This window comes from Phenylobacterium sp., from assembly GCF_030693405.1.
Taxonomy (GTDB): Bacteria; Pseudomonadota; Alphaproteobacteria; order Caulobacterales; family Caulobacteraceae; genus Phenylobacterium.
The window spans coordinates 15,821-32,908 of the sequence record NZ_JAUYAW010000036.1 but is presented as its reverse complement, the minus strand read 5'-3'; the positions used below and the strand labels follow the sequence as shown (position 1 = coordinate 32,908).

Here is a 17,088-nt window from a genome sequence, read left to right as displayed (position 1 = left end):
GATTATTTTGCGAATGCTTCGCAAGCGCTGCGACGGCGGTTTCCGCGCCACGCCCTGCGCCCTAGGCTGACCCCGCAGCGGGGAGGGGAAATTGACCGCAAAACCCATACTTCACCGGGCGCTCGACGCCATTGAGCGCCTGGGCGACCGCCTGCCGGACCCGGTTTTCATCTTCGCCTGGATCATCGGCGCCCTGGTCCTTGCCAGCGTCATCTGCGCCTGGGCGGGCGTCAGCGCCATAAACCCTGTGGATGGGCAGTTGCTTCGGGCGCAGAGCCTGCTGGCCCCAGACAATGTCCGCACCCTTCTGGTCGAGATGCCCAAGACCCTGACCGGCTTCGCCCCGCTGGGCTATGTCCTGCTGATCATGCTGGGCGCAGGCATAGCCGAACGGGTCGGGCTGCTGTCGGCGGCGATTCGCGCCATGATGAGTCGCACGCCGCACCGGCTGGTGACCCCGGTGGTCATCTTCCTCGGACTCATCGCCAACCATGCCGCCGATACGGGCTTCGTCATCCTGTTGCCCCTCGCTGGCGCGGCGTTCGCTGCGGTGGGGCGCCACCCCGTGGCGGGAATCGCCGCGGCCTTCGCCGGCGTGGTGGGCAGTTTCGCCGGCAATCCCCTGCCCGGCCAGTTCGACGCCCTGATTCTCGGCCTGTCAGAGCCTGCCGCACGCCTGATCGACCCGACCTGGACCGCCAATCTGGTGGGCAACTGGTACTTCACCGCCGCAGGCGCCCTGGTGTTCATCCCCGTGGCCTGGTGGGTCACGGCCAATGTGGTGGAGCCCCGCCTGGGGCCCTGGACCCCGCCGACCGACCTGCCGCCGCAGGACGCGCCTTTGTCCACTGCGGAACGCCGAGCCCTGCGGTGGTCGGGCGTGGCTGTTCTGAGCGTCATGGTCGTTTGGGCCGCCCTAGCGCTCATGCCCGGCGCGCCCCTGGTCGATGACAGTCTGGAGGGTCCCGGCCGCTGGACCCCCTTCTTCCGCTCCCTGGTGGCGGGCTTCTTCGTCCTCTTTCTGGCTGGCGGCCTGACCTATGGCAGGCTGACGGGCCAGATCCGCACGGATCGGGACGTGGTGCGCCTGGCCTCAGAGTCGATGGCCGCCATGGCCCCCTACATCGTGCTGGCCTTCGCCGCCGCCCACTTCATCGCCATGTTCACCTGGTCGAACCTGGGGGTCATTATTGCGATCAACGGCGCGGAGGCGGTGCGAGCCTCAGGCCTGCCGATCCCCGTGCTGCTGATGGCCATCGTCGTCCTGACCGCAGGCCTCGACATGCTGATCGGATCGGCGTCGGCCAAATGGGCGGCCCTGGCGCCGGTCCTGGTGCCGATGCTGATGCTGCTCGGCGTCAGCCCCGAGATGACCACGGCGGCCTATCGCATGGGGGATTCCAGCGTGAACATGGCCTCGCCGCTCATGCCCTATTTCGCGCTGGTGCTCGGCTTCTGCCAGAGATGGCGACCCGGCTTCGGGGTCGGCGGCCTGATCAGCGCCATGCTGCCCTATTCTGCGGCCATGATGAGCGCAGGCCTGATCCTGGTCGGCCTGTGGTCGGCGCTCGAACTCCCCCTCGGTCCACAGGCTGATGTGCATTATTCGCCGCCTCAGGCCACATCATCGCTCGTGCCCAGTTGACACGATTCCGGTCGGGACCTATCAGACGCCCCTCGCGGCGACGCGAGCGCCATATGCGGGTGTAGCTCAGTTGGTTAGAGCGCCGGCCTGTCACGCCGGAGGTCGCGGGTTCGAGTCCCGTCACTCGCGCCATGGTCTTCCTTGAGAAGATCTGGCGCGGCCCCCTCCTCCCAGAATTCCCATCGCCCAGTTCGCGCCAGCCCATCGACGTCTGGTTCGGCCTGAGGCTCGCCCCTTGACTATGGTTTGGTATCAAGCTTTATTAGTTTGATGTCATACTATATGGAGGCCAGTGATGCCATCGCGTCGGAAGGTGCTGAAACTGATCGGCGGCGGCGTTGTCGTCGCGGCCACCACCACAGGCGGCTTTCTCGTCATGAACCAGCCCTCCCGGGCAGCCCGCGCGCCCTGGCGAGAGGCCGGCCAGCATGAGGAGTTCCGCCGCCGCGCCCTTTCCTACGCCCTGCTGGCTCCCAACCCCCATAACCGGCAGCCCTGGCTGGTCAGACTGGACGGTGATCAGGCCCTGACCCTGTTCTGCGACCTGGGGCGACGCCTGCCCGCCACCGACCCCTTGGACCGGCAGATCACAATCGGCTGCGGCGCCTTCCTTGAGCTGCTGGTGATCGCCGCGGCGCAGGATGGCTACGCGGCGATCATCACCCCCTTCCCCGATGGGGAGAACATGAGCACCCTGGATCACCGCCCGGTGGCCAGGGTGGAATTCGTGGCCGACAAGGCGCAGCCAGACCCTCTGTTCGCCCAGATCCTGGAACGCAGATCCAACAAGACGGTCTACCATCCCCGCAACGTGCCCCAGGCCCTTCTGGTCGAGCTGGCGGAGGCTGGCGGCGCCTATGGAAACACGTCCGAGTGCGTCGGAGACACCGACCTTGCCGCTCGGCTTCGAGACCTGACGTGGCGCGGCCACATGACCGAGATGTCGACACCCGATCCGATGCAGGAATCGGTGGAGCTGATGCGGATCGGCGCGCGCGAAGTGACCGCCAATCCAGACGGGATCGAACTGGAAGGACCGCTCATCGGGGCGGGACGGCTTGCGGGCGTGGTCAACCGCGACACCCTGGGTGACCCGGCCTCAACGGCATTCCAGCAGGGGCTCGACATGTATCGCGAGATGGCCATGTCCGCCCGGGCGTTCGGTTGGCTGGCCAACGGCGACAACGACCGCACTGAGCAGCTCCATGCCGGTCGCGCCTACGTACGGCTGAACCTCAAGGCGACCGAGCTTGGCCTCGGAATCCACACGTGGAGCCAGACGCTTCAGGAGTATCCCGAAATCTCGGAGCTATACGAGGAAGTCCATGCCCTGATCGGGCGGGGAGAGAGGCTGCAAATGCTGTATCGCATCGGCTACGCTGACCCCGTTATCCCAACGCCGCGCAGAGGACTGAACGCCCACCTTGCCTGACACGAAACCCGAACCCAGTACCGAGCCTTCCGACGAGGCGCGGCTGTTCACCCTGTTCAATGAGATCGGCATCATCCATCAGCTGAGCGGCACGGCCTTTGAGCGCGTCCTGCCCCATGGCCTGACTCAGGCCCAGTTCACCGTGCTCAACCACTGTGTGCGGCTGGGCGACAATAAGACGCCGGCCCAGCTGGCCTCGGCCTTCCAGGTCACCCGGGGCACCTTGACCAGCACCCTGCAAAGGCTCGAGGCGAAGGGCTTTGTCGAGATCGTTCCCGACGCCAAGGACGGGCGCTCCAAGCGGGTCCTGTTGACGCCTTCTGGTCGGGAGGCCGCCGCGGCGTGCATTGCGGCGGCCGCGCCGATCCTGACGCGCGCCCGCTCAGCCCTGTCCCGGAGCGAGGTGGAGGACCTGTTGCCGGGTCTGACGAAACTGCGAATCTGGCTGGACGAGAACCGGACCCTCTGAATCAGGCGGGCCGGGCCGACCCGGCGGGGTCAGAGCTTGGCGAAGGGCTTGAGACGGTCGGCTTCACCAGGGGCGAAGTCCAGGACGCCCCAGAAACCCGCGGGCTCCAGAATCGGCCGCAGGCTCCCCCGCTCCTCCTCAGACAGCTCGGCGAACATGGCCTTCAGCCAGAGCCAGCAGTCCACCGTATAGGGGCGCGCGACGCTGGCCAGGGGCGCGCCGCCGACCTCGAAGGCGCAACGCAGCTCGCCACGGCCGGCGGCCTCGGCCGAAGCCAGCATCATGGACCGGAATCCGCGGCCGGCCAGGGCGACGAGCTCGATTAAGGTCTCGTCGGGCGCCGGGTTATGCGCCCACGCGGCCTGATGGCCGGACAGGTCGTCCACCCACTGAGTCCACTGATAGGTCCGCACCGCATGCTCACGCATCAGCCGGGACGGAGTCGGATCGATGGCCAGCTGGCTCAGCATCCCGTAGAGGCCGAAGTCCGCGATCGATGGCCGCTGTCCGAACAGGAACAGTCGCCGCGACAGGCCCCGCTCCAGGATATCAAGCAGGGCCAGATATTCTGCCTCGAGCGCTGCGTGGGTGGTGGGATCGCCGCCGCCGATGAAATTTCGAACCATCTGCTGGCGGGCGGTGAACTTCTCGATGCCGACCGTGAGCGCCGGTTCATCCACATCCCCCAGCCAGCCGGCCATCTGGCGGCGCGCGCAGAAGGCGACGTCGGTGTCCGACGTCCAGCGGAAGGCCATCAGGATCACGGCGAGCCACTCGTCGGCGAAATCCTCCACCAGCCGGGCCAGGAACCGCTGTGGCGCGGTTGGCGGCATGAGACTGGGCGCGTCAGGGTGAAGGGCCTCCATCTCATGCAGGATCGGCGTGGAGTCGTTCCAGGGGGTTCCATCGGGATAGACCACGACCGGCAACAGCCGCTTGCCGAAGGCCTTGAGCCCCTCGCTCTGGCCTGAGCCATCAAAACCGCCGAGGGGAACCGTCCAGTCGTGTGGAATGCGCCGATAGCGCAGGGCGGCGCGGACCTTGTGCGAATAGGGCGAGCCGGGTCCTGCGAGGATCCGGTAGCGCCCGGGGCGGGGCATGAGGTCAGCCTGGTCGAAGATCACGGAGGGGCTCCATCACCATAAATCGGCATGCACCATGACAATACCCGCCTCCCCGGGCGAGGGAAGCAGAAAGCTCAGCGGGTTTGCGCATCTCTGATGGCCGCCCGCACATCGGGTGGCAGGCCCAGGCCAGACGCCGCGACGTTCGCCTCCAGGTGAGCCAGTCGCGTGGTGCCCATCACGGCGGCCGAGACGCCGGGATGCTCCAGCACGTAGGCGAGGCTCGCCTGGGCCGCGCTCATGGTCTCCAGTCGGCGGAGAAAGCTGAAACGCTCGGCGAGCGCCACTTCCCGCCGATGGTTCTTCAGGGCCCGGGCGGCGTACCAAAGGTCCCGTACGCCTCGGAGCTTGCGGATCTGGCCGTCCACATGGCCCATGGCCAGCGGCATACCCGCCAGAACGCCCTTGCCCTGGGCGGCGGCTGTATCGATCAACACGCTGCGCTCGGGGCGCAGAACATTGTAATCCAGCATCACCACATCGAGGCTGGGGGAACCGATGATGGCGGAGATCACCCCCGGGTCGAAGCTGTTGGCGCCGAACGCGGCCACCAGACCCCGCTGACGCAAGCGCTCAAGCGCCTCGAACAGGTCGCCGTTCATCTCCGAAGCGGCCGGCCCATGAAGCTGCACCAATCCCAGTCGCTCGACGCCAAGACGGCGCAGACTGGCCTCGACACTGGTGGTGATGGCGGCAGGCGAGAAGTCTCGGCCCGTCCGTCCGCCGCCGGCATGAAAGGTCCCAGCCTTGGTGGCGATCACCAGCCGCTCAGGATCACTTCCCTTGAGGGCCCGGCCCAGGCGTGGTTCGGCCTCGCCGCGAGAATAGCCCGGCGCGGTGTCGAACAGGGTGACGCCAAGGTCCAGGGCCCGGTGAACCAGCCGCACGGCTTCGGCCTCGTCGAACCGGGGCAGCCCCCAGAAACTGGCGCAACCGAAACCGATCTCAGAAACGGTGAGCCCAGTGCGGCCCAGGGGACGGTATCGCATGGGTCCTTCGCCGAGGGATGGTGGGCGGCGAGGGGTTCGAACCCCCGACCCCCTGGGTGTAAACCAGGTGCTCTGACCAGCTGAGCTAGCCGCCCTCGCCCGCCGTCATAACGCCTCCAACGCGAGATTCGGAGCCGCATTCGGCAGGATAGACGCAAAGAGGGGACGGCCGCCCCGCCGCGGCCGTCCCCTTGAATAGTGAGCAGCCCCCTTCGATCAGCTGTTCAGGGCGTTCTTCAGTCCTTCGCCGATGCGGAATCGCGCCGTCTGTGAGGCCGGGCGATTGACGCTTTCGCCGGTCCGCGGATTGCGGGCGACGCCCGCAGCCCGGCTTACCGGCACGAAGCTGCCGAAGCCGACCAGACGCACCTCCTGGCCCCCCTTGAGCGATCCGGTGACGGAATCGACGAAGGCCTCAAGGGCGTCCTTTGCCTGTGACTTGGTGATCCCGGCCTTCTCAGCCATCGCCGAAACCAGTTCAGCCTTGGTCATGGTAGTTTCCTCTCCCTGCCCTTTTTCTGTTTTTCGCGAAGCGCCGGCAGCGGCAAACACCTTCGCGCCAAGGGATTATGCGGGCTTAAGCAGGCGCGTCAAACAAAGCGGCGCGGGAGTGAGCCCGCGCCGCCTGTGGTCTGGTATGGAAACGGTCTGACCCTCAGTGGGTCATGATCGCCTCGGCCTCGCCGTCATCACCGGCGACCGGCCCCTTGGTCGGGGGCTCGGTCCACTCGATCGGATCGGGCAGACGGGTCAGGGCGCGGACCAGGACTTCATCCATGGTGTTCACCGGGATGATCTCCAGGGCCTCCTTCACCTTGGCCGGGATGTCGGCCAGGTCCTTCTCGTTTTCCTGCGGGATCAGCACGGTCTTGACCCCAGAACGCAGGGCCGCGAGCAGCTTTTCCTTCAGGCCGCCGATGGCGGTCACCCGGCCGCGAAGGGTCACCTCGCCCGTCATGGCGATGTCCTTGCGGATCGGGATGCCGGTCAGGACCGAGACGATGGCTGTGGCCATGGCCGCGCCGGCGGAAGGACCGTCCTTGGGGGTCGCCCCGTCCGGCACGTGGATGTGGACGTCGGTCTTTTCGAAGTTCGGGGGCTCGATCCCAAACTGCGTGGCCCGGCTGCGGACATAGGAGTTCGCCGCCGAGATGGATTCCTTCATCACATCCTTCAGGTTGCCGGTGACCGTCATGCGGCCCTTGCCTGGCATCTTGACCGCCTCGATGGTCAGGATGTCGCCGCCGAAGTCGGTGTAGGCCAGGCCCGTAATGATCCCGACCTGATCCTCGAGATCCATCTCCCCGTAGCGGTACTTGCGCACCCCGGCGTACTTGGCCAGCCGATCGGGATCGATGGTGATGCTGGTCAGCTTCTCCCGGGCAAGATCGCGCACGGTCTTGCGGGCCAGATTGCCCAGTTCCCGTTCGAGCGACCGCACGCCGGCCTCCCGCGTATAGTAGCGGATGAGGTCGCGGATCGTGTCCTCGGAGACCACGAACTCCTCGGGCGTCAGCCCATGGTCCTTGGTCAGCTTGGGCAGGACGTGGCGCTTGGCGATCTCGACCTTCTCATCCTCGGTGTAGCCGGGGATGCGAATGATCTCCATGCGGTCCAGCAGGGGCTGGGGCATGTTGAGCGAGTTCGCCGTGGTGACAAACATCACCGGCGACAGGTCGTAGTCCACCTCCAGATAGTGGTCGGCGAAGGTGGAGTTCTGCGACGGGTCCAGCACTTCCAGCAGGGCCGAGGCCGGGTCGCCGCGATAGTCGGCGCCCATCTTGTCGATCTCGTCCAGCAGGAAGAAGGCGTTGGTGGTCTTGGCCTTCTTCATCGACTGGATGATCTTGCCCGGCATGGAGCCGATATAGGTCCGGCGGTGGCCGCGGATCTCGGCCTCGTCACGCACCCCGCCCAGGGAGACGCGCACGAATTCCCGCGCCGTCGCCTTGGCGATCGAGCGGCCAAGCGAGGTCTTGCCGACGCCCGGAGGACCGACAAGGCACAGGATCGGACCCTTGAGCGCCCCGGTCCGGGCCTGGACGGCCAGGTATTCCAGGATCCGCTCTTTCACCTTGTCCAGGCCGTAGTGATCCTCGTCGAGGATCTCCTCAGCCCGGGCGAGATCGATGGGCTTCTGCTTGGCCTTGCCCCACGGAATGGACAGCAGCCAGTCGAGATAGTTTCTAACGACCGTCGATTCCGCTGACATGGGGCTCATGGAGCGGAGCTTCTTCAGCTCCGCCTCGGCCTTGGTGCGGGCCTCTTTTGACAGCTTGGTCTTCTTGATCCGCTTCTCCAGCTCGTTGAGCTCGTCGCGGGTGTCGTCCTGCTCGCCCAGCTCGCGCTGGATCGCCTTCATCTGCTCGTTGAGATAGTACTCGCGCTGCGTCTTCTCCATTTGCCGCTTTACGCGGTTCCGGATCTTCTTCTCGGTCTGCATGACCGAAATCTCGCCCTCCATCAGGGCGTAGACCTTCTCCAGACGCTTCACGACGTCGAAGATCTCCAGCAGGGCCTGCTTTTCGCTGATCTTCACCGACAGGTGCGAGGCGACGCGATCGGCCAGCTCGCCCGGGTTCTCAATCTGCGGCATGGCCGCCAGGGCCTCCGGCGGCACCTTCTTGTTGAGCTTCACATAGGATTCGAACTGCTCAACCACAGCGCGGCTCAGCGCCTCGGCCTCAGGCGAGGCCTGGGGGTCTTCGGGCAGATCGGCGATCTCGGCTTCATAATAGTCGGCCTGATCGGTGTAGCGGGCGACGGCCGCACGGGCCTTGCCCTCCACCAGCACCTTCACGGTCCCGTCGGGCAGTTTCAGAAGCTGGAGGATGGTGGCGACGACGCCGATCTCATAGATGGCGATGGGCGCCGGATCATCGTCGTCCTTGTCCTTCTGGGTCAGCAGAAGGATGTCCTTGCCCTCGTCGCGCATGGCCTCTTCGAGCGCCCGCACGGATTTCTCCCGCCCGACAAACAGCGGCACGGGTTGATGCGGAAACACGACGATGTCCCGCAACGGAAGGACAGGAAGGGTCTTCTTGGTCTCAGACATATGCTTTCACTCCCGGTCGGCCCCCTCGGAAAAAAAGCAGGGCTCGACCCTCGGGCCGCGGTTACCTCAGACGATGCGCCTGAGTCGGACGGTCCGTCCGCCGGTGTGGCGGTGTCTTCAGACTATTTATGTGGACGCTTCGGACCGCGGTTCAAGCGGCGCCGGGGCGGCGCGCGACAACTTGTCTTCGGCGCCGCAACAGAAACCCGTGTTCAGGGCGGCCCTCAGGCCGCCCCGCCCTTATCCCGACGCTCGGCATAGATGATCAGCGGCTGGGCGCGGCCCTCGACGACCTCGGCGTTGACCACGACCTCTTCCACGCCGTCATAGGTCGGCAGCTCGTACATGGTGTCGAGCAGGATGCCTTCGAGGATCGAGCGCAGGCCCCGGGCGCCGGTCTTGCGCGCAATGGCCTTGCGGGCCACGGCGTTGAGGGCGTCGTCGGTAAAGGTCAGGCCGACATTCTCCATGTCGAACAGGCGCTGGTACTGCTTGACGAAGGCGTTCTTCGGCTCGGTCAGGATCTTGACCAGAGCTTCCTCGTCCAGGTCATCGAGGGTGGCGATCACCGGCAGACGGCCGATGAATTCCGGGATCAGGCCGAAACGCAGCAGGTCGTCAGGCTCCACCCGGCGGAAGATCTCGCCCGTACGCCGGTCGTCAGGGTCGGAGACCTTGGCGCCGAAGCCGATGGAGGTCCCCTGCCCGCGGGCCGAAATGATCTTGTCCAGGCCAGCGAAGGCGCCGCCGCAGATGAACAGGATGTTGGTGGTGTCCACCTGCAGGAATTCCTGCTGCGGGTGCTTGCGGCCGCCCTGGGGCGGGACGGAGGCCACCGTGCCTTCCATGATCTTCAGCAGCGCCTGCTGGACGCCCTCGCCCGACACATCACGGGTGATAGACGGGTTGTCCGACTTGCGGCTGATCTTATCGACCTCGTCGATATAGACGATGCCCCGCTGGGCCCGCTCGACATTGTAGTCGGCCGACTGCAGCAGCTTGAGGATGATGTTCTCGACGTCTTCACCCACATAACCGGCCTCGGTCAGGGTCGTGGCGTCGGCCACGGTGAAGGGCACGTCGATGATTCGGGCGAGCGTCTGGGCCAGCAGGGTCTTACCGGTGCCGGTGGGGCCGATCAGCATGATGTTGGCCTTGCCCAGCTCAACATCGTTGTTCTTCGTGGCGTGGTTCAGGCGCTTGTAGTGATTGTGGACCGCGACCGAGAGCACCTTCTTGGCGTGATCCTGGCCGATCACGTAATCGTCGAGGACTTCGCGGATCTCGCGGGGCGTGGGCACGCCATCCTTCGACTTCACGAAGGAGATCTTGTGCTCCTCGCGGATGATATCCATGCAGAGCTCGACGCATTCATCGCAGATGAACACCGTGGGGCCCGCGATGAGCTTGCGGACTTCATGCTGGCTCTTTCCGCAGAAGGAGCAATACAGCGTGCTCTTGGAGTCCCCGCTCGCGGCCTTGGTCATGTTTAGTCTCACTCTCTCGACGACGTCGGTCGAAACCGTGCCCGTGGCGCGGGCGGCGTTTCCCGCCGTCCTTGCAGGATACGCGCCGGGGGTTGTCCAATCCTTGACATTCCCCGATCCGCGCCAGGATCACAAGCCTTGCCGGACCTGACGCGTCAGGTGGCCAGCCCGGCCGGATAGCGCGCAATTTCGAATCTCTAGATGGGATTGTATCGGATTGACGCAAGTCGCCCCACGACTCCCTTGCGGGAAAAGGGGAATGCGTTGTTTGCGCCCGCAGTAGCATCGGCCCGGTTCTGGCAAGGCGGCTCGGGGCGGTTGCAGTCCAGGGGCCAGACTGCGCTATTTCGGCGCAAGCCGCGTTTTTTGGGGGAATCATGGACGATCCGGCTGACGACACGGGCGTCGTGGCCTTCGACTTCGATGGCACGCTCACCACCAAGGACAGCTTCACAGCCTTCCTGCGCTGGCGGGCGGGCGGGGCCCGCTATGCCCGCGGCATGCGCCGCCTTGCGCCGGCCGGCGCCAGCTACCTGTTTCATCGCAACCGGGGCCGCATCAAGGCCGCCGCCGTGCGGGAGTTTCTACTCGGTGTCCCCAGAGCCGAGTTGGAGGCCGAGGCTCGCGCCTTCGCCGAGGCCTACGCCCCGCGCCTTCTGCGGCCTGACGCCCTGCACACCTGGCGGCGCTGGCGCGGCCGGCGGGCGACCATGGTCATTGTCACCGCCTCGCCGGACATCATCGTCCAGCCCTTCGCCCGGGGCCTTGGGGCCGATCATCTGATCGCCACCCGCCTGGCCTTCGATTCCGAGGACCGCGTGGCTGGCATGTTCGAGGGCCGCAACTGCCGCGGGCCTGAGAAGGTGTCCCGCCTGCAGGCGGTCTTTGGTCCCGACCTTCGCCTGCGGGCCGCCTATGGCGACACCAGCGGCGACCGGGAGATGCTGAAGATCGCCGACGAACCAGGCTATCGGGTGTTCAAGGAAACCCCCTGATGCGGTTTCGGGTGGAGAAGCTGATCCGCGACGGTCTTCCCCCGATGATGCGCGAACAAGGCCTGACCGTGTTCTGTCACCGGCTCGGGGACGCAGAGTTCCTCACCGCGCTCAAGGCGAAACTCCTGGAGGAGGCTGAGGAGGTCGCCGTCGCCACGGCCGATGACCTCCTCGAGGAACTGGCCGACGTCAGCGAGGTGTTGATGGCCCTGATCGCCGCCGCCGGCCTCAGTCCAGAGGCTGTAGAGGCCGCCCGCCTGGCCAAACGCGCTCAAAGAGGTGGCTTTGAGGGACGGGTATATAATCGCGCGGTCGCGGGCGAGAGCGGGACCCCTGGGATCGCCTACTATCTGACCCGCCCCGATCAGTATCCACCGCTAACTGAGGATGGCGCCCCGCTCGACCCGCTCGCGTCTAAGCCCTCGGACAGTTAGGAGGCGGCTCGCCGAACTAGGCCGGCGGCCAGGTCAAAGATCCGCGCGCGGCGCCTGAGCAGCGCCGCGCAACGGGGTCTTCAGTCCTCCGAGCGCCGCTCATAGACGTGGTCGACAATGCCCCACGCCTTGGCTTCCTCGGCGGTCATGAAATGGTCGCGGTCAAGGGTGGCCTCGACCACCTCGATCGGCTGGCCGGTGTGCTTGGCGTAGAGCTCGTTCAGGCGGCCCTTGGTCTTGATGATGTCCTCGGCATGCCGCTGGATGTCCGAGGCCTTGCCGGTGTAGCCGCCCGAGGGCTGGTGGACCATGATCCGGGCGTTGGGCAGCGAGATCCGCTGGTCCTTCTCGCCGGCCATTAGCAGGAACGAGCCCATGGAGGCCGCCATGCCCATGCAGACCGTGGAGATCGGGCTCTTCACGTACTGCATGGTGTCGTAGATCGCCAGGCCGGACGTCACGATGCCGCCCGGCGAGTTGATGTACATGGAGATCTCTTTCTTGGGGTTCTCGGACTCCAGATAGAGAAGCTGGGCGCAGATCAGGGCGGCCATGCCGTCCTCGACCGGGCCGTTGAGGAAGATGATTCGTTCCTTCAGCAGCCGGGAGAAAATGTCGAAGGCGCGTTCGCCGCGGCTGGTCTGTTCGACCACCATGGGCACGAGGTTGAGCGCGGTGGTCACATGGTCACGCATAAGCTTAAGAGCCCTTCTCGATTGGCGAACGTCTGATCGCCGCCGTCCCTTCCGATATCGCGTCTGCGGCGGCCGGTTGCAAGGCGACCCTCCGACGCCGGCCCTTTCGGAAGCCCTAAAATGCACAATCCCGGCGCCGCCTGCAGGCCACGCCGGGATCCGCAATCACATTGTCGCGCCGCTGTGGCGTGACCTGCAAGGCTTACTCGCCGTAGCCTTCCGGCAGATCGTCCTCGGCCATCAGTTCGTCCTTGCTGACGTCCTTGTCCTCGACCTTGGCCTTTTCGACGATCAGGTCGACGACCTTGTCCTCGAAGATCGGGGCGCGGAGCTGGGCCTGGGCGTTGGGGTTCTGGCGGAACATGTCGAAGACCTGCTGCGCCTGGGGACCATAGCGCATGGCCTCCTGGCGCATGGCCTCAAGCAGCTCCTGCTCGGTCACCTGGACGTTGTTGATCCGGCCGATCTCGGCCAGCACCAGGCCCAGACGCACCCGGCGCTCGGCGATCTTGCGATACTCCGACTCCAGCTGCTCGTCGGTCTTACCGGCGTCTTCTGGCGGCAGGGACTCCTGCGCCTTGTCCTGCTGAACCTGAGTCCAGATGGCGGCGAACTCGGCCTCGACCATTTTGGGCGGCAGGGGGAAGTCGTGCTTGGTGTCCAGCGCGTCCAGAAGGGCGCGCTTCAGCTTGAAGCGCGAGGCGCTCACATACTGCTGCTCAATGTTGTCGCGCAGCAGCCCTTTAAGCTTGTCCAGGCTCTCAATGCCCAGCTTCTCGGCGAAGGCGTCGTCGGCGACAGTGTCCACCGGGGCCGAGACGGCGGTCACCTTGACCTCGAACTCGGCTTCCTTCCCGGCCAGATGAGCGGCCTGATATTCTTCGGGGAAGGTCACCTTGACCACCACATCGCTGTCCGGTTTGGCGCCGACCAGCTGGTCTTCGAAGCCAGGGATGAAGCTGCCCGAGCCAAGCACCAGCTGAGCGCCTTCGGCCGATCCGCCTTCAAAGGCTTCGCCGTCAATCTTGCCGACGAAGTCGATGGTGACCTGATCGCCGTCCTTGGCCTTCACAGTCTTGCCGGTGCGCGGCTCGAAGCTGCGGTTCTGCTTGGCCAGCTCGGCCAGGGCCTCGTCGACCTCATCATCGCCGGGCTTGTAGACCGGGCGGACCAGTTCCAGGGTCGCAGGATCGACCGGATCGAATTCCGGCATGACTTCCAGGGCGATCTCGAAGGACAGGTCGGCCTTGCCGTCCACCACTTCCTGCAGGTCGCCCTCGGGCGTCAGGGCCGGTTCGCCGGCGGGGCGCAGCTTGTTCTCTTCCAGCACCTTCTGGGTGGATTCCGAAATGGTCTGCTCGACCAGCTCGGCCATCAGGGCCTTGCCGTGAACCCGACGCACATGGGCCGGCGGCACCTTGCCCGGGCGGAAGCCCTTGATGTTGAGCTGGGGCGTGATCTCGGTGATGCGTGCTTCCAGGCGTTCGGCCAGGTCGGCCGCCGGAACAGTGACGCCATAGACGCGGCTCAGGCCTTCACCGGACTTTTCAACGATCTGCATCGACATTCTTGCTTCCGGACTCCGGGGCGCTGTCACGCGCTCTTGACGGTCCGCCTAATGGTGAAACGGGAAGCGCCGCCTACGTCGAGGCGGCGGGAGGGCGCCCTTATGTCACGGGCGCCTCCCCTGTCCAAGTGCAAAGGTGGTGCGGGCGAGAGGACTCGAACCTCCACGCCTTGCGGCGCTGGAACCTAAATCCAGTGCGTCTACCAGTTCCGCCACGCCCGCGTTCCATCGCCTGCCATCGGCGGTTTGCCTTCGCGCGTCAAGCTGGCTTGACCACCGCCGCTATCGTCTGGGCCAACTCCATCAGAACCGGCGCCAGCGACGCCAGAAGCAGCGCGGCCATGGTCCAGTTGAACAGCCTGAGCGCGCTGGGCTCCTCCAACAGGCGGCGAAGCGCCACGCCGGACCCCGCCCAGGCGGCCGCGCAGGGAATGCTGATGGCGAAGACCACCAGACCAGCGATCAGCATGTCGAGGACGCCGCCTTGTTGCGGCACATAGGCGGCCGCGACGCCGACCGCCATGGTCCAGGCCTTAGGGTTGACCCACTGGAAACCGGCGGCCTGGAGGAAGGTGAAGGGCCGGGCGCTCGCCGCCCTCTCCCCCATGCCCTCGGCGCCAGCAATCTTCCAGGCGAGCCAGAGCAGATAGGCCGCGCCCAGCGCCTTTAGCGCCGTGTGCGCGGTGGGATGGGCCGAGAACAGGCCGCCCAGGCCAAACCCCACGGCCAACAGCAGGATCGTAAACCCCAGCACCACCCCGGCCAGGTGCGGCAGGGTGCGGGCAAAGCCATAATTGGCGCCAGACGTCATCAGCATGGCGTTGTTGGGGCCTGGCGTGATTGACGAGGCGAAGGCGAAGAGGCCGAGCGCGCCAAGGAGTTGTGGGGTGTAGCCTGTCATGGGTTGGTGTCCGGAACGGGCCTGATGTGCGCTCCGGCGTCGTCTCGACCCCGCCCGCCATCACGGCCGGGCTTGGGGAGGATGTCGTCATCCAGCGCTGTGGCTAGATTCTGGTCCCTGTTTCCCCAGCCCGCGCCCCGCGCACCATCGCCGCGCCGGCGGCTACAGGTGCGTCAGCAAGGACGGAGTTGCGGGTCAGGCGAGACACAGGTCACGGCTCTAGAACGACCTCGGATCGCTAACAGAGCAATCGCTCCTGGTCTAGCGTGCGACGTACAGCCCTCGCAGCACCCCTGGCGTCAGGTCCGGCAGGTCTTCGGCGATCAGCCCTGGGCCGTGGGCATGAGCGGCCTCGGCATGGATCCAGGTCGCCGCACAGGCGGCCTCGAAGCTGTCCATCCCCTGGGCGATCAGCCCCCCGATGAACCCCGCCAGCACATCACCCGATCCGGCCGTAGCCAGCCAGGGTGAGCCGTTCAGGGCGACGGCGGCGCGTCCATCCGGCGCAGCGACGACCGTGTCCGGACCCTTCAGCAGGACGACGGCGTCCGCCAGCTCTGCGGCCCGGCGCGTGGCGGTGATCCGGTCGGTTTCGCCCGCCAGAACGCCGGGAAACAGCCGGTCGAACTCGCCCGGATGCGGCGTGAGCACATCGTCCCGGTCCAGCACCGAGAACAGCTCCTCGGGATCCTGCTGGAACACCGTGATGGCGTCGGCGTCGAGCACCAGGGCCGCGCCCGTGCGGGCGAGCGCCAGGACATTCATCAGGGTCGTCTCGCTGACCCCGGCGGCGGGACCGATCACGGCGGCGTCCACCTCAGTCGCCAGGGCCTCAAGCTCGGCCTCAGTCTCGAAGGGCCGCAGCATGATGGCTTCCAGATGGGCGGCATTGGTCGCCAGCGCCTCGCCCGGCGACAGGACAGTGACCACGCCGGCGCCGATCCGCAGGCCGCCCCGGGCGGCCAGCCGCGCTGCGCCTGTGCTCCAGGCCGGGCCGCTCACCACCACCAGCCGGCCCCGGGCGTGCTTGTGCGAGGCCGCTGTCGGCCAGGGAAACCGCGCCGCCCAAAGGTCGGGGCCGTTTTCGAAAAGGGTCGCCTCCGAGGGGGCCAGCCCGATATCGGCGACGATCACCTCGCCGCAGCGCCCCCGGCCCGGCTCAAGCACATGGGCGGGCTTGCGGGCGTGAAACGTCACCGTCAGCGCCGCGCGGCCACAGACGCCTTGCGGCTGGCCCGTATCCCCAGGCAGACCGCTCGGCACGTCAACAGCGACAACGCGTTCCGGAACCGCATTGATCTGCTGGACCACCCGGGCCGCATCCCCCGACAGCGGACCTGACAGGCCTGCGCCAAACAGGGCGTCGATAAAGAGCTCGGCCTCCAGCTCTGCGTCGAGATCGAGCGTCACCCCGGTCCACTGGGCGGCCATGGCCTTGGCGCTGGGAGAGCTCGGCGGGGCGACGGCGGCGACCCGCACCGGCCAACCCTGTTCAGCCAGAAGCCGCGCCACCACATAGCCGTCGCCGCCATTGTCGCCGGGACCACAAAGGACCACCGTCTCGCAGGGGGAAAAGCGACAGACGACAGCGCCGACCACCGCAGCGCCAGCCCGTGACATCAACTCAAGGGCCGGGGTCCCCGCGGCCACCGCCGCGCGATCAGCCGCAGCCATCTCGGCTACGGTCAGAATCTGTTTGGCCGCCACGGGACCTCCGCTGGTCTGCTACAGTACGCCGGTGGAGGCTTCTCGCCCCTTCTCCACCAAGGTCAAGGTCTTACCGTCGGTTTCCAAGACGGTGATCGAAGTATGATCTGGACGGAAGCTGACTACGCGGTCCTCGCCGGTGAGCAGCGAGACCACTGCATTGATGGCCACGAAATGACTGAAGACGGCCGTGTCGCCGCGGGCGTGCAGCGCCTGCGCCACCTGCCGCCGCCAGGCGTCATAGTCCAGGTCGCCCGTGATCTCACCCCAGGCGCCCTGAAAGGCCTGGCGCAGCCACTCACCGCGGTCTGCGGCGGCAAGAGAGGCGGGCGTCGGAATCTCGCCGACCCCCGGATCGATCTCGACCTCCACGCCCAGGGCGCGCGCGGTCGGCTCGGCGGTCTCGCGACAGCGGGCCAGCGGGGACGAGACAACCAGCCGGGGGCGATGACCATCGGGCAGGCCCAACAGATGGTCTCGAGCCGCAGCCGCCTGCTGGCGGCCCGTCTCATCCAGCCCCGGATCGTCATCATGGCCACCCCAGGTGGCGGCAGGCTTTCCGTGGCGGATCAGATAGAGACGCGGCAT

General features: G+C 66.3%; 15 protein-coding genes and 3 tRNA genes. 6 read left to right on the top strand and 12 right to left on the bottom strand.

Annotated features, from left to right (window positions below):
- Positions 1–91: 91 nt before the first annotated feature.
- From Q8N19_RS06935 to Q8N19_RS06920, 4 genes are all read left to right on the top strand, one after another.
- Positions 92–1,645, top strand: coding sequence for an AbgT family transporter (locus Q8N19_RS06935; RefSeq protein WP_305588910.1), 1,554 nt, complete (start codon positions 92–94; stop codon positions 1,643–1,645).
- 55 nt (positions 1,646–1,700) lie between these two features.
- Positions 1,701–1,777, top strand: a tRNA-Asp gene (locus tag Q8N19_RS06930).
- Positions 1,778–1,940: 163 nt separating this feature from the next.
- The gene (locus tag Q8N19_RS06925) at positions 1,941–3,077 is read left to right on the top strand and encodes a hypothetical protein (protein WP_305588908.1); all 1,137 of its coding nucleotides are present in this window, start codon (positions 1,941–1,943) and stop codon (positions 3,075–3,077) included.
- Positions 3,070–3,546, top strand: a complete 477-nt coding sequence (locus Q8N19_RS06920) for a MarR family winged helix-turn-helix transcriptional regulator (protein WP_305588904.1) — start codon at positions 3,070–3,072, stop codon at positions 3,544–3,546. Before Q8N19_RS06925 ends, Q8N19_RS06920 begins: the two co-directional genes overlap by 8 nt.
- 29 nt (positions 3,547–3,575) lie before the next feature.
- On the opposite strand, the gene Q8N19_RS06915 is transcribed toward Q8N19_RS06920, so the two are convergent.
- The 6 genes from Q8N19_RS06915 to clpX form a co-directional block, all read right to left on the bottom strand.
- Positions 3,576–4,670 (bottom strand): glutathione S-transferase family protein, encoded by a 1,095-nt coding sequence (locus Q8N19_RS06915; RefSeq protein ID WP_305588900.1) that lies wholly within the window; start codon positions 4,668–4,670, stop codon positions 3,576–3,578.
- 74 nt (positions 4,671–4,744) lie between these two features.
- Positions 4,745–5,659 (bottom strand): aldo/keto reductase, encoded by a 915-nt coding sequence (locus tag Q8N19_RS06910; protein ID WP_305588898.1) that lies wholly within the window; start codon positions 5,657–5,659, stop codon positions 4,745–4,747.
- A gap of 18 nt (positions 5,660–5,677) precedes the next feature.
- Positions 5,678–5,754: transfer RNA gene (locus Q8N19_RS06905), tRNA-Val, on the bottom strand.
- Positions 5,755–5,875: 121 nt separating this feature from the next.
- Positions 5,876–6,151: an HU family DNA-binding protein gene (locus Q8N19_RS06900; RefSeq protein WP_293321182.1), complete on the bottom strand. Its 276-nt coding sequence runs from the start codon at positions 6,149–6,151 to the stop codon at positions 5,876–5,878.
- A gap of 163 nt (positions 6,152–6,314) precedes the next feature.
- Positions 6,315–8,714, bottom strand: a complete 2,400-nt coding sequence (lon, locus tag Q8N19_RS06895; protein ID WP_305588896.1) for an endopeptidase La — start codon at positions 8,712–8,714, stop codon at positions 6,315–6,317.
- 224 nt (positions 8,715–8,938) lie between these two features.
- Entirely contained in the window at positions 8,939–10,201 is a 1,263-nt protein-coding gene (gene clpX, locus Q8N19_RS06890) for an ATP-dependent Clp protease ATP-binding subunit ClpX (protein WP_293321178.1), read from the bottom strand.
- Between the two features lie 377 nt (positions 10,202–10,578).
- Between clpX and Q8N19_RS06885 the strand changes: the two genes are divergently transcribed.
- Together Q8N19_RS06885 and Q8N19_RS06880 are read left to right on the top strand one after the other, a co-directional pair.
- A complete protein-coding gene (locus tag Q8N19_RS06885; protein ID WP_305588893.1) occupies positions 10,579–11,196 on the top strand; it encodes an HAD-IB family hydrolase in 618 nt (205 codons plus the stop codon).
- Positions 11,196–11,630, top strand: a complete 435-nt coding sequence (locus Q8N19_RS06880) for a nucleoside triphosphate pyrophosphohydrolase (RefSeq protein ID WP_305588891.1) — start codon at positions 11,196–11,198, stop codon at positions 11,628–11,630. The genes Q8N19_RS06885 and Q8N19_RS06880 overlap by 1 nt, the downstream gene beginning before the upstream one ends.
- Positions 11,631–11,710: 80 nt before the next feature.
- On the opposite strand, the gene Q8N19_RS06875 is transcribed toward Q8N19_RS06880, so the two are convergent.
- The 6 genes from Q8N19_RS06875 to Q8N19_RS06850 all read right to left on the bottom strand — a co-directional run bounded on the left by Q8N19_RS06875 (position 11,711) and on the right by Q8N19_RS06850 (position 17,088).
- A complete protein-coding gene (locus Q8N19_RS06875) occupies positions 11,711–12,325 on the bottom strand; it encodes an ATP-dependent Clp protease proteolytic subunit (RefSeq protein ID WP_304753155.1) in 615 nt (204 codons plus the stop codon).
- Between the two features lie 202 nt (positions 12,326–12,527).
- Positions 12,528–13,886 (bottom strand): trigger factor, encoded by a 1,359-nt coding sequence (gene tig / locus Q8N19_RS06870; protein WP_305588954.1) that lies wholly within the window; start codon positions 13,884–13,886, stop codon positions 12,528–12,530.
- 143 nt (positions 13,887–14,029) lie between these two features.
- Positions 14,030–14,114: transfer RNA gene (locus Q8N19_RS06865), tRNA-Leu, on the bottom strand.
- 37 nt (positions 14,115–14,151) lie between these two features.
- On the bottom strand, positions 14,152–14,793 hold the full coding sequence (locus Q8N19_RS06860; RefSeq protein WP_305588881.1) for a LysE family translocator: 642 nt from the start codon (positions 14,791–14,793) through the stop codon (positions 14,152–14,154).
- A gap of 261 nt (positions 14,794–15,054) precedes the next feature.
- Positions 15,055–16,500, bottom strand: a complete 1,446-nt coding sequence (locus Q8N19_RS06855; RefSeq protein ID WP_305588879.1) for an NAD(P)H-hydrate dehydratase — start codon at positions 16,498–16,500, stop codon at positions 15,055–15,057.
- Positions 16,501–16,518: 18 nt separating this feature from the next.
- Positions 16,519–17,088: a histidine phosphatase family protein gene (locus Q8N19_RS06850; RefSeq protein WP_305588877.1), complete on the bottom strand. Its 570-nt coding sequence runs from the start codon at positions 17,086–17,088 to the stop codon at positions 16,519–16,521.